Source organism: Rubrimonas cliftonensis, assembly GCF_900107585.1.
GTDB lineage: Bacteria > Pseudomonadota > Alphaproteobacteria > Rhodobacterales > Rhodobacteraceae > Rubrimonas > Rubrimonas cliftonensis.
This window is the reverse complement of the sequence record NZ_FNQM01000006.1, coordinates 23,147-35,086: the sequence shown is the minus strand read 5'-3', so window position 1 is coordinate 35,086 and position 11,940 is coordinate 23,147. Positions and strand designations below refer to the sequence as shown.

The 11,940-nt window shown below is 72.0% G+C and carries 11 protein-coding genes; 10 read left to right on the top strand and 1 reads right to left on the bottom strand.

Translation table 11 applies throughout. The features are described from left to right. The 3 genes from BLW43_RS11365 to BLW43_RS11355 all read left to right on the top strand — a co-directional run bounded on the left by BLW43_RS11365 (position 1) and on the right by BLW43_RS11355 (position 3,664). Positions 1–879, top strand: a complete 879-nt coding sequence (locus BLW43_RS11365) for an iron-sulfur cluster assembly protein (RefSeq protein ID WP_093253437.1) — start codon at positions 1–3, stop codon at positions 877–879. Between the two features lie 116 nt (positions 880–995). Then, complete coding sequence (gene groEL, locus BLW43_RS11360; RefSeq protein WP_093253435.1) at positions 996–2,624, top strand: molecular chaperone GroEL; 1,629 nt, start codon at positions 996–998, stop codon at positions 2,622–2,624. Between the two features lie 104 nt (positions 2,625–2,728). Beyond that, entirely contained in the window at positions 2,729–3,664 is a 936-nt protein-coding gene (locus tag BLW43_RS11355; RefSeq protein ID WP_093253432.1) for a DUF808 domain-containing protein, read from the top strand. Positions 3,665–3,671: 7 nt separating this feature from the next. On the opposite strand, the gene BLW43_RS11350 is transcribed toward BLW43_RS11355, so the two are convergent. After that, entirely contained in the window at positions 3,672–4,631 is a 960-nt protein-coding gene (locus tag BLW43_RS11350; protein ID WP_093253428.1) for a sugar-binding transcriptional regulator, read from the bottom strand. A gap of 142 nt (positions 4,632–4,773) precedes the next feature. On the opposite strand from BLW43_RS11350, the gene BLW43_RS11345 reads away from it, so the two are divergent. The 7 genes from BLW43_RS11345 to BLW43_RS11315 all read left to right on the top strand — a co-directional run bounded on the left by BLW43_RS11345 (position 4,774) and on the right by BLW43_RS11315 (position 11,925). Further along, positions 4,774–6,084 (top strand): ABC transporter substrate-binding protein, encoded by a 1,311-nt coding sequence (locus BLW43_RS11345; RefSeq protein ID WP_093253426.1) that lies wholly within the window; start codon positions 4,774–4,776, stop codon positions 6,082–6,084. Between the two features lie 186 nt (positions 6,085–6,270). Beyond that, positions 6,271–7,143: a carbohydrate ABC transporter permease gene (locus tag BLW43_RS11340; RefSeq protein WP_093253423.1), complete on the top strand. Its 873-nt coding sequence runs from the start codon at positions 6,271–6,273 to the stop codon at positions 7,141–7,143. Between the two features lie 3 nt (positions 7,144–7,146). Next, positions 7,147–7,977, top strand: coding sequence for a carbohydrate ABC transporter permease (locus BLW43_RS11335; RefSeq protein WP_093253420.1), 831 nt, complete (start codon positions 7,147–7,149; stop codon positions 7,975–7,977). A gap of 13 nt (positions 7,978–7,990) precedes the next feature. Then, entirely contained in the window at positions 7,991–8,992 is a 1,002-nt protein-coding gene (locus BLW43_RS11330) for an ABC transporter ATP-binding protein (protein ID WP_093253416.1), read from the top strand. Next, complete coding sequence (locus tag BLW43_RS11325) at positions 8,989–9,762, top strand: L-iditol 2-dehydrogenase (protein ID WP_093253413.1); 774 nt, start codon at positions 8,989–8,991, stop codon at positions 9,760–9,762. Before BLW43_RS11330 ends, BLW43_RS11325 begins: the two co-directional genes overlap by 4 nt. A 4-nt stretch (positions 9,763–9,766) precedes the next feature. After that, a complete protein-coding gene (locus tag BLW43_RS11320) occupies positions 9,767–11,242 on the top strand; it encodes a mannitol dehydrogenase family protein (RefSeq protein WP_093253410.1) in 1,476 nt (491 codons plus the stop codon). Between the two features lie 41 nt (positions 11,243–11,283). Continuing rightward, complete coding sequence (locus tag BLW43_RS11315) at positions 11,284–11,925, top strand: HAD-IA family hydrolase (protein ID WP_217632161.1); 642 nt, start codon at positions 11,284–11,286, stop codon at positions 11,923–11,925. Positions 11,926–11,940 lie beyond the last annotated feature (15 nt).

Genomic DNA, 11,940 nt, shown 5'->3' with positions numbered 1-11,940 from the left:
GTGACCTGCGAAAGCGCGCAGGCGCCGGCGGCGGGGGCTGCGTCCCCGCCGCGTCGGCGCGCGGCCGGGGAGACGGTCCGCGAGACCGAGGTCTGGCGGGCGCTCGACGCCGTCACCGACCCCGAGCTTGACGAGCCGCTGACCGAGATGGGCTTCATCGAGGCGGTCGAGGTCGACGCGGCCGGCGGCGTCACGGTGCGGTTCCGCCTGCCGACCTACTGGTGCAGCCCCAACTTCGCCTTCCTGATGGCCGAGGGCATCCGCGAAGCCGTCGCGGGGCTCGGCTGGCCGGCCTCCATCGCGGTGCGGCTGGAGGACCATCTCTGCGCGGCGGAGATGAACGCCGCCGTGGACGCCGGGCGCAGCTTCGCCGAGGCGCTGGCCGAATTCGGGCAGACCGAGGCGGGCGGCGGCGGCGCCGCCGATCTCGCCGAAGTGCGCGAGAAATTCGAGCGCAAGGCGTTCGAGAAGCGGCAGGAGGCGGTGCTGCTGGGCCTGCGGGCGCGGGGCTTCACGCCGGCCGATCTCGCCGCGATGACGCTCGGCCAGCTCGATCTCGCCGCCTTCGACGCGCCCGAGGCGGCGAAGCAGGCGCCGCGCTACCGCAGCCTGCTCGTCTCGCGCGGGCTGGCGCGGGCGCCCGGCGACCACGCCTTCCCCGACCCCGACGGCGCCCCGCTGACGGTCGAGGGCTACGCCGCGCGGATGAGCGCGCTGCGCGCGGTGCGCATCAACATGGAGTTCGGCGGCGCGCTCTGCCGCGGGCTGAGGGAGAACCGCTACCGCGAGGCCGCGGCCCCGGCGAAGGGCTGCGGCGGCGAGCCGACGCTGGCCGACTTCATCGAGGGCCGCGTCCCGCTGCCAGTCGGGGCGCGCTGAGGGCGCGCCGGCGACCATCAGGCCGCGGCCTGACCGGGGCCGCGGCCGCTAAGCCGACCATGAGCTTCGACCCCGCAAACCATGCGGCCCGCCAGAGGCCGAGGGAGGAAACGACGATGCCCAAGATCATGATCCACGGAACCGAGGCGCGGCAGGCGCTCGCCCGCGGCGTCAAGCGCCTCGCCGCCGCCGTCGAGCCGACGCTGGGGCCGAAGGGAATGAACGCGATGGTGGACCGCCCCATCGGCACGCCGCTCGTGACGCGCGACGGCGTCTCCATCGCCTCCGAGATCGAGCTTTTCGACCGCTTCGAGAACATGGGCGCGCAGGTGGCGCGCGAGGTCTCGATGCAGACCAACGACACCTGCGGCGACGGCACCACCACCTCCATCGTGCTGGCCAACGGGCTGGTGCAGGGCGGCGTGGAGCTGACCGCGCGCGGCGCCAAGGCGGTGGACCTCTGCCACGGCGTCGACATCGGCGTGGAGGCGGTGCTGGGCGCGCTGCGCGCCGCCGCCCGGCCGCTGGAGGAGGGTCTGCTCGACCATGTCGCCGCCATCGCCGCCACCGAGCCGCGCCTCGGCAGGCTGGTGGCCGACGCCTGCCGCGCCGTGGGCCGCGAGGGCGTCATCACCACCGATTTCGCGGTCGGCCCGGTCAGCCATGTCGAGGTGGTCGAGGGCATGTCCTTCGACCGGGGCTACATCTCGCACCACCTCGTCACCGACCAGGAGGCGATGAAGGCTGAGCTGAAGAACCCCTACATCGTGCTGACCGACCTGAAGCTGACCAGCCCCGCGCAGCTCTCGACGGTGCGCGCCATCGCGGAGGAGGACGGGCGGCCGCTGCTGATCGTCTCGGAGGACTGCTCGCCGGAAGTGCTGGGCTCGCTGCTGAGCCGTTCGGCGCCGGGCCGCTTCCTCGTCGTGCACCCGCCGGAATACGGCCAGTGGCGCAAGGCGATGATGGAGGATCTGGCGATCCTGACCGGCGGGCGCGTCATCGTGCGCGACCTCGGCGGCCGGCTCGAGGACGTCACGCGCGAGGATCTCGGCTCCGCCGACGCGGTGTGGTCCACCGCGACCGACACGACCATCGTCCGCGGGCATGGCGACGCCGACGCGGTCTCCGCCCGCCGGGCGCAGGTCCAGCGGCTCCACGACCGCGCGCCGCCCAACATCGAGCAGGACAAGCTGCGCGAGCGGCTCGCGAAGCTCTGCGGCGGCACCGCGGTCATTTATGCCGGCGGCGTGACCCCTGTGGAGCAGAAACGCACCATCCAGCTCATCGAGGACGCGCTGAGCGCCGTGCGCGCGGCGCAGGAGGAAGGCGTGGTGCTGGGCGGCGGCGTCGCGCTGGCGCGGGTGTCCGACGCGCTGGAGCCGGTGCTCGCGGCCCATGAGGGCGATGTCCGGGCCGGCGTCGCGCTGGTGCAGTCGGTGCTGTCGCGGCCGCTCTCGCGCATCGCGCTCAACGCCGGGCGCGACCCCAACGAGATCGTGCGCACGGTGGCCGGCCAGGGCCCGACCGAGGGCTTCAACGCCGCCACCGGCCAGTTCGGCGACCTGCTGGCGGCGGGCGTCATCGACCCGCTGCGCGTCACCTGCGCCGCGGTCGGCAACGCCGCCTCGGTCGCCAAGCTCGTGCTGACCACCGAGACGCTGATCGCCGACGTCGCCGAGGAGGAGGATCCGACCGCCGGCGCCGCGCTGGGCGGCGGCGCGGAGAAGCTCGGCCGCAAGTGACGGCCCGCGCTCGCTGAGACAGGCGGGTGCGGCGCGGAGGCTTCGCGCCGCCCCGTTAGGCTGCTAGACCGTCTCCCGCAGGATTTTCCGACCCGGAGACGGCGATGAGCATTGGACTGATTGCGCTGCTCGACGACGTCGCGCTGATCGCCCGCGCCGCGGCCGCGTCGCTGGACGACGTCGCGGCGCAGACCGTGAAGGCCGGCGGCAAGGTGGCGGGCGTCATCGTCGACGACGCGGCCGTGACGCCCGGCTACGTCGTCGGCTTCTCGCCCGAGCGCGAGCTGCCGATGATCCGGCGCATCGCGACCGGCTCGATTTTCAACAAGCTGGCGATCCTGCTGCCGGCCGCCCTGCTCCTCAACCAGATCGCGCCCTGGATCGTCACGCCGCTGCTGATGGCGGGCGGCCTCTACCTGTCCTACGAGGGCGCCGAGAAGATCTGGGAGAAGATCGCGCCCGACGCCGCGCACGCGCATGAGGCGGCGACCGGCGGCGAACCTGTCGCCGATTCGCCTCACGGCCTTGAGGAGAAGCGCGTCAAGGGCGCGGTGAAGACCGACTTCATCCTGTCCGCCGAGATCATGGCGATCACGCTGGCCTCGGTCGCCGAGGCGCCGCTGCTCACCCAGGCCGTGGTGCTTGCGGTGGTCGGGACGCTGATCACGGTGGTCGTCTACGGGGCCGTCGCGCTGATCGTGAAGGCCGACGACGCGGGCGTGGCGCTCGCGCGGCGCGGCGGCGTCGCCGAGACGGTCGGCCGGGCGATGGTGCGCGGGATGCCGCTGGTGCTGAGCGGTCTCAGCGTCGTCGGCACGGTCGCGATGCTGTGGGTCGGCGGCGGCATCGTCAGCCACGGCCTCGGCGAGTTCGGCCTGCACGGCGTCGAGGACGCGCTGCACGAGATGTCGGCGTCGGTCGGCCTCGGCTCCTTCCGGGGCTGGGCGGTCATGGCGATCGGCTCGGCAGCGTTCGGGCTCGCCCTGGGCGCGGCGACGATCGTCGCCGTCACTGCGGTTCAGCGCGTCCTGAAGCGCTGAGCGCGCCTCATCGGGCCTCCAGCAGGGCCCGCGCCGTCGCCTCGTCGGTGATGAGCGCCGTGGCGAGGCCGCCGGCGAGCGCGGCGCGGATCGGCGGGAGCTTGCGCGCGCCCGCCCCGACGAGGGCCGTCGGCCGCTTCGGCGGCGTCTCCAGCGACAGGCTCGCGACGCGGGCGTTGACGCCGCCCTCCAGCACCCGCCCCCCCGCGTCGAACGACCAGCCCGTGATCTCGCCCACCGCCCCCGCCTCCAGCAGCGACGCCACGTCGGCGTCGGAGAGAAAGCCGTCGTCGTGGATCGGCGCGCCCCAGCCGATCTCGCCGACGCCGACGAAGCTCGCCGCGGCGTCCTCCCGCAGCGCGCTGATCGCGGCGACGGCGCGCTGCGCCAGGAACGCGGCGCGCTCGGCCTCCGTCTCGGCGATCACCGGGCAGGGCATCGGGAAGCGCTGGGCGCCGACGCGGTCCGCCAGCCGCATCACGACGTCGTAGGGGCTGGCGCGCCCGCCGCTCGACATGGCGCCGACCAGCGACACGATGGTGTGGGCCGGGCGCTCCATCGGCTCCACCTGTTCGACCGCCGCGCGCAGGGTGCGCCCCGTGCCGACGCAGAGCGTGACGGGCTCCTTCGCCGCGAGCGCCCGCGCGAGCCTGTCGGCGACGCATTGCGCGACGCCCTCGACGGCGCCCGGCGCGGCCGGGTCGCTCGGCGCGACGTCGCAGAAGGCGAGCCCGTGCCGCTCCGCCAGCGCCGCGCCCAGCTCCAGGCAGGCCGCGATCGGGTGGTCGAGGCGGAACTTGATGAGCTTCTCCGACACCGCGAAGGCGACCAGCCGCTGCGCCGCCTGGCGCGAGACGTCGAGCGCCGCGGCGATCTCGTCCTGAGTCCGTCCGCGCATGAAATAGAGCCACGCGGCCCGCGCCGCCTGGTCCCGCCGCCGCGACTGCCCGTCTCCCGCTTCGCTCATGGCGCCTCCTCGCGAGAGATGAGCATTTGCCGGGTCAATGGGCAATTCGCTGCAATGTCGCGCGGATGGTTGACATTTTGACCAGTTTGTGCGAGCAATTGCCCAACAGCAGACTTAATGCTCATCGCTAGGGAGGCGATCCATGTTCAACCGCACCGTCGGGCTCGCGCTCGGCGCCCTGCTGGCGTCCACCACGCTGGCCGGGGCCCAGACCCTCACCATCGCGACCGTGAACAACGGCGACATGATCCGGATGCAGGGTCTGACCGACGCCTTCACCGCCCAGCATCCCGGCATCGCGCTGGAATGGGTGACGCTGGAGGAGAACATTCTGCGCCAGCGCGTCACAACCGACATCGCCACCAGGGGCGGCCAGTACGACGTGATGACCATCGGCACCTACGAGGTTCCGATCTGGGCCAAGCTCGGCTGGCTGCTGCCGCTGAACAACCTCGGCGAGGATTACGACGCCGACGACCTCCTGCCCGCCATCCGCGAGGGGCTCACCCACGAGGGCCAGCTCTACGCCGCGCCGTTCTACGGCGAGAGCTCGATGGTGATGTACCGCAAGGATCTGTTCGCAGAAGCGGGGCTGGAGATGCCCGACGCGCCGAGCTGGGACTTCATCGCCGAGGCGGCGCGCAAGATCACCGACAGGGACGCCGAGATCTACGGCGTGTGCCTGCGCGGCAAGGCCGGCTGGGGCGAGAACACCGCCTTCATCACGGCCACCGCCAACAGCTTCGGCGCCCGCTGGTTCGACATGGACTGGAAGCCCCAGTTCGACAGCCCGGAGTGGAAGGAGACGCTCACCTTCTACGTCGACCTGCTGAACGACGCCGGGCCCGCCGGCGCCTCCTCGAACGGCTTCAACGAGAACCTCGCGCTGTTCCAGCAGGGCAAATGCGGCATGTGGATCGACGCCACCGTGGCCGCCTCCTTCGTGACCAACCCCGCCGAGAGCACCGTGGCCGACCAGGTCGGCTTCGCGCTGGCGCCCGACAACGGCCTCGGCAAGCGCGGCAACTGGCTCTGGGCGTGGTCGCTCGCCGTGCCCGCGGGCTCCGAGAAGGGCGAGGCCGCGCAGACCTTCATCTCCTGGGCGACCTCCAAGGAATACGCCGAACTCGTGGCGGAGAAGGAGGGCTGGGCGAACGTCCCGCCGGGCACGCGCACCTCGCTCTACGAGAACCCCGCCTACCAGGAGGCCGCGCCCTTCGCCGAGATGACGCTCGCCTCGATCAAGGCCGCCGATCCGGCCGATCCCACGGTCGATCCGGTGCCCTATGTCGGCGTGCAGTTCGTCGCCATTCCGGAGTTCCAGGGGCTCGGGACGGCGGTCGGCCAGCAGTTCTCCGCCGCGCTCGCCGGGCAGATCTCGGTCGAGCAGGCGCTTGAGACGGCGCAGACCATCGCCACGCGCGAGATGACGCGGGCAGGCTACATCAAGTGAGCCTGGCGGGGCGGCTTCGGCCGCCCCGACGCCCCGCAGGACCGTCTCCGACCTCGCCGCGCCGCCCGTCAGGCCGACGCCGTCCGGAGAGGGACGCGGCGTCGGCGTGCGCGCCGCGGCTGACCAACGACCCGACCGGCGCGGGCCAAGGCGCCGCGCCGGATCATCGGACGGGAGCCCGAGACCATGGCCACCACGCACACCCGCGCCGCCGCGCGCCTCACCCTCGCCCCGTCGGTCATCCTGCTGCTGGCCTGGATGGCGATCCCGCTGGCGATGACGCTCTACTTCTCCACCCTGCGCTACAACCTGCTTATGCCGGGGATGGAGAGCTACGTCGGCGTCGAGAACTACGGCTGGTTCCTCACCGACCCCGCCTTCAAAGCCGCGATCGTCAACACGCTGACGCTGGTGCTGGGGGTGCTCGCGATCACGCTGATCGGCGGCACGGCCCTGGCGCTGCTGCTCGACCAGCCGATGTGGGGCCAGGGGATCGTGCGGCTGCTGGTGATCGCGCCGTTCTTCGTGATGCCGACCGTCTCGGCGCTGGTGTGGAAGAACATGCTGATGCACCCCGTCAACGGGCTGTTCGCCTGGATCGCGCAGAGCCTCGGCATGGAGCCGGTCGACTGGTTCGCCGAGCTGCCGCTGTTCTCGATCATCGTCATCGTGGCGTGGGGCTGGCTGCCCTTCGCGACGCTGATCATCCTCACCGCGCTCCAGTCGCTCGACAGCGAGCAGCGCGAGGCCGCGGAGATGGACGGCGCCGGGCCGGTGTCGGTGTTCGCCTACATCACCCTGCCCCACCTCGCCCGCGCCCTGACGGTGGTGGTCCTGATCGAGACGATCTTCCTGCTGAGCGTGTTCGCGGAAATCCTCGTGACGACCAATGGCGGCCCCGGCACGGCCACGACCAACCTCGCCTTCCTGATCTATGCGCAGGCGCTGCTGCAATACGACATCGGCGGCGCGTCGGCGGGCGGCGTGATCGCCGTGATCCTCGCCAACATCGTCGCGGTGTTCCTGATCCGCATGGTCGGCAAGAACCTGGAGAGCTGAGCCATGGCCCGCGCCCACACGCCCGCCCGCAAGGCCGCCATCTCGGCCGTAGCGTGGACCGTCGCGCTGCTGATCTTCTTTCCGATCCTCTGGACGGTGCTGACCAGCTTCAAGACCGAGGGTCAGGCCGTCTCGACCCCGCCGGTCTTCGTGTTCTTCGACTGGACGTGGGAGAACTACGCCACCGTGCAGGAGCGGTCGAACTACGCCCGCCATGCGATGAACTCGGTGGTGATCTCGGTCGGCTCGACGCTGCTGGCGCTGCTGATCGCGGTGCCGGCGGCGTGGTCGATGGCGTTCTCGCCGACAAAGCACACCAAGAACATCCTGATGTGGATGCTCTCGACCAAGATGATGCCGGCGGTCGGCGTGCTGGTGCCGATCTACCTGCTGTTCCGCGACTGGGGGCTGCTCGACACGCTGGGGGGGCTGGTCGCGGTGATGGCGCTCATCAACCTGCCGATCGTGGTGTGGATGCTCTACACCTACTTCAAGGAAATCCCCGGCGAGATACTGGAGGCGGCGCGCATGGACGGCGCCGGCCTTTCCGCGGAGATCATCCACGTTCTCGCGCCGATGGCCGTGCCCGGCATCGCCTCGACGATGCTGCTCAACGTCATCCTCGCCTGGAACGAGGCGTTCTGGACGCTGAACCTCACCGCCGCCAAGGCCGCGCCGCTGACCGCCTTCATCGCCAGCTACTCCAGCCCCGAGGGTCTGTTCTGGGCGAAGCTCTCGGCCGCCTCGACCATGGCGATCCTGCCGATCCTCGTGCTCGGCTGGTTCAGCCAGAAGCAGCTCGTGCGCGGGCTGACCTTCGGCGCCGTCAAGTAAGGAGACCCGGACAATGGGCGCAATCGCCTTGCAGGGCGTCAAGAAGAGTTTCGGCGGCGTCGCCGTTATCCCTGGCGTGGACCTTGAGATCGAGAACGGCGAGTTCGTCGTGTTCGTCGGCCCCTCGGGCTGCGGCAAGTCCACGCTGCTGCGGCTGATCGCGGGGCTGGAGGACGCCAGCGGCGGCATGATCCGCATCAACGGGAAGGACGCCACCGCCCTGCCGCCCGCGCGGCGCGGGCTGGCGATGGTGTTCCAGTCCTACGCGCTCTATCCGCACATGAGCGTCTACCGCAACATCGCGTTTCCGCTGAAGATGGCCGGCGTCGACAAGGCCGAGATCGACCGAAAGGTGCGCGGCGCGGCGGCGACGCTGAACCTCACCGACTATCTCGACCGCCGCCCCGGCCAGCTCTCAGGCGGGCAGCGCCAGCGCGTCGCCATCGGCCGCGCCATCGTACGCGAGCCGGCGGCCTTCCTGTTCGACGAGCCGCTGTCCAACCTCGACGCCGCGCTGCGCGTCTCGATGCGGCTGGAGATCAGCGAACTGCACCAGAAGCTCGGGGCGACGATGGTCTACGTCACCCATGATCAGGTCGAGGCGATGACGATGGCCGACAAGATCGTGGTGCTGAACAGGGGCGCCATCGAGCAGGTCGGCAGTCCGCTTGAGCTCTACCGCAGCCCCGCCAACCTGTTCGTCGCGGCCTTCATCGGCAGCCCGAAGATGAACCTGATCGAAGGCGCGGCGGCGGCGGCGCATGGCGCAAACACCATCGGCGTGCGCCCAGAGCATCTGACGCTCTCTCGCGAGGCCGGCGACTGGAAGGGCGTCGTGACCATCGCCGAGCATCTCGGCTCCGACACCTTCCTCCATGTCGAGGGCGAGGGCGTCGGCGCCGTCACCGCGCGCGTCTCCGGCGAGTTCGGCGCCGGGCCGGGCGACACCGTCCACATGACGCCCGAGGCCGGCCGGGTCTACCGCTTCGGGGCGGATGGAAAGGCGATGGCGTGAGGCGGCTGGAGGGCAAGACGGCGCTGATCACCGGCGCCGCGCGCGGCATCGGCCTCGCCTTCGCCGAAGCCTATGCGCGCGAGGGCGCCCGCGTGGCGCTGGCCGACATCGACCGCGACCGCGCCGAAGCCGCCGCCGCCGGGATCGGCGCCGCCGCCATCGCGGTGACGATGGACGTCGGCGACCGCGCCAGCATTGAGGCCGGCGTCGCGGACGCCGAGGCGCGGCTCGGCGGGCTCGACATCCTCGTGAACAGCGCCGCCCTGTTCGACGCCGCGCCCATCGTCGAGATCACGCCCGAGAGCTGCGAGCGGCTGTTCCGCGTCAACGTCCACGGCGTGCTCTTCACGATGCAGGCCGTGGCTAGGGGGATGATCGCGCGCGGGCGCGGCGGGCGGATCGTCAACATGGCGAGCCAGGCGGGGCGGCGCGGCGAGCCGCTCGTCGCAGTGTACTGCGCCACCAAGGCGGCGGTGATCTCTCTGACCCAGTCGGCGGGGCTCGACCTCATCCGCCACCGCATCAACGTCAACGCCATCGCGCCCGGCGTGGTGGACGGCGAGCACTGGGACGGCGTGGACGCGCTCTTCGCGAAATGGGAAGGGCGCCCGCCGGGCGAGAAGAAGAAGCTCGTTGGAGAGGCCGTGCCCTACGGGCGGATGGGAACCGCGCGGGATCTCGTCGGCATGGCGATCTTCCTCGCCGGACCCGAAAGCGATTACGTCGTCGCGCAGACCTACAACGTCGACGGCGGAAACTGGATGAGCTGAAGCCATGATCGACGCAGCCGCGCCCTCCCGCCTTTCGCTTTCCGCGCTGCCGACGCTGCGCCGCGTCGGCGTTCCGCGCTATGTGCGCGGCGACCTCTCGCCCGGCATCGTGCATTTCGGCGTCGGAAACTTCCACCGCGCCCATCAGGCCGCCCATCTCGACGCGCTGATGAACCGGGGCCTCGCCCGTGACTGGGCCATCGTCGGCGCCGGCGTCACGCCCCATGACGGGGCGATGCGCGAGGCGCTCGCCGGGCAGGACTGGCTGACGACGCTGGTCGAGCAGTCTGCCGAGGCGGTGGAGGCCCGCGTCATCGGCCCGATGGTCGATTTCCTGCCCGTGGGCGACGTCGCCGCGACCGTGGCGCGGCTGGCGGACCCCGCGACGCGGATCGTGTCGCTGACCGTGACGGAGGGCGGTTATTTCCTCGACGCCTCGGGCGCGTTCGACGCCGACCATCCCGCGATTCGCGCCGACGCCGCCGCGCCGGACGCGCCGCGCACCGTCTTCGGACTGATCCTCGCCGGGCTCCGCGCCCGCCGCGGCGCCGGCCTGCAGCCCTTCACCGTGATGTGCTGCGACAACATCCCCCACAACGGCGGCGTCACCCGCAACGCGGTGGCGGGGCTCGCGCGGCTCGGCGACGCGGGCTTCGCCGACTGGGTGGAGGCCGAGGTCGCCTTCCCCGACGCGATGGTGGACCGCATCACCCCCGCCACCGGCGAGCGCGAGCGCAGGCTCTGCCGCGAGCGGCATGGCGTGGACGACGCCTGGCCGGTGTTCTGCGAGGACTTCACGCAATGGGTGATCGAGGACCGCTTCCCCCTCGGCCGCCCTCCGCTGGAGCAGGCCGGCGTCCTGTTCACCCCCGACGTGGGAACATGGGAGCTGATGAAACTGCGCATCCTCAACGGCGGGCATGCGGCGATCGCGTATCCCGGCGGCCTTCTGGGGATCGAATTCGTCCACGAGGCCATGGCCGAGCCGCTCATCGCCGGCTACCTGGAAAAGCTGACGCGCGAGGAGATCATCCCCGTGACGCCGACGCCGCCGGGCCAGTCGCTGGAGGCCTATCGCGCGCTGATCGCGAGCCGCTTCGCCAACCCAGCCATCGGCGACACGGTGCGCCGGCTCTGCCTCGACGGCTCCAACCGGCAGCCGAAATTCATCGTGCCGGCGGTCCGCGACCGCCTCGCCGCCGGGGCGCCGGTCGAGGGGCTCGCGCTCGTCTCGGCGCTGTGGCGGCGCTACTGCGCAGGCCGCGACGAGACCGGCGGCGCCATCGCGCCGAACGATCCGCGCTGGGAGAGCCTCTCGGCGCTGGCGGCGCGGCCCGACCCGCTGGACTGGCTCGGCATGGGCGAGGTCTACGGCGAGGTCGGCCGCGCCGCGCCCTTCCGCGACGCCTTCGCGCGCTGGGCGGCGCGGATCGAGGTTGAGGGGGTGCGCAGCGCCCTGTCGGGCTGGCTGCGGGGCTGACGCGGGCGCCGCCGGCGCTCGTCGTCTTCGACTGCGACGGCGTGCTGGTGGACAGCGAGCCGATCGCGCTCAGGGTGCTGAGCGAGGCGCTGGCGGAGGCCGGCGTGGCGATGACGGCCGACGCCGCGCAGGCGCGCTTTCTGGGCCGCAGCCTCGCCGCGCTCTGCGAAGAGCTGCGGCGCGACTTCGGCCTCGATCCCGACCCCGCATGGCTGGAGCGGATGCGCGAACGCCTCCACGCCGCCTTCCGCGCCGAACTGCGCCCCATCGCCGGCGTCGCCGCGGCGCTCGACGCGCTGGAGGCGCCCTACTGCGTCGCCTCCTCCAGCCAGCCGGAGCGCATCGCCCTGTCGCTCGAACTGACCGGGCTCGCCGCGCGTTTCGGGGGGCGATGCGGCGGGCGCATGTTCAGCGCGACGATGGTGGCCCGCGGCAAGCCGGCGCCGGACCTGTTCCTGCACGCCGCCGCCGCGATGGGCGCGGCGCCTGCCGCCTGCGCCGTCATCGAGGACAGCCCGGCGGGGGTCATGGCGGCGCGGGCGGCGGGCATGCGGGCGCTCGGCTTTCTCGGCGGCGGCCACGCCCGCGCGCCGGCGCATCGCCACGCCCTCGCCGCGGCGGGGGCGCACCTGCTATTCGACGAGATGGCGCGCCTGCCGGGACTGCTCGCGTCGCCGGCCTGAGGCCGCAGCGCGGAG

Bases quoted from the DNA above. Each gene is read 5' to 3' on its own strand.
- groEL (WP_093253435.1), top strand. From the start codon at position 996: ATGCCCAAGATCATGATCCACGGAACCGAGGCGCGGCAGGCGCTCGCC.
- BLW43_RS11355 (WP_093253432.1), top strand. From the start codon at position 2,729: ATGAGCATTGGACTGATTGCGCTGCTCGACGACGTCGCGCTGATCGCC.
- BLW43_RS11350 (WP_093253428.1), bottom strand. From the start codon at position 4,631: ATGAGCGAAGCGGGAGACGGGCAGTCGCGGCGGCGGGACCAGGCGGCG.
- BLW43_RS11345 (WP_093253426.1), top strand. From the start codon at position 4,774: ATGTTCAACCGCACCGTCGGGCTCGCGCTCGGCGCCCTGCTGGCGTCC.
- BLW43_RS11340 (WP_093253423.1), top strand. From the start codon at position 6,271: ATGGCCACCACGCACACCCGCGCCGCCGCGCGCCTCACCCTCGCCCCG.
- BLW43_RS11335 (WP_093253420.1), top strand. From the start codon at position 7,147: ATGGCCCGCGCCCACACGCCCGCCCGCAAGGCCGCCATCTCGGCCGTA.
- BLW43_RS11330 (WP_093253416.1), top strand. From the start codon at position 7,991: ATGGGCGCAATCGCCTTGCAGGGCGTCAAGAAGAGTTTCGGCGGCGTC.
- BLW43_RS11320 (WP_093253410.1), top strand. From the start codon at position 9,767: ATGATCGACGCAGCCGCGCCCTCCCGCCTTTCGCTTTCCGCGCTGCCG.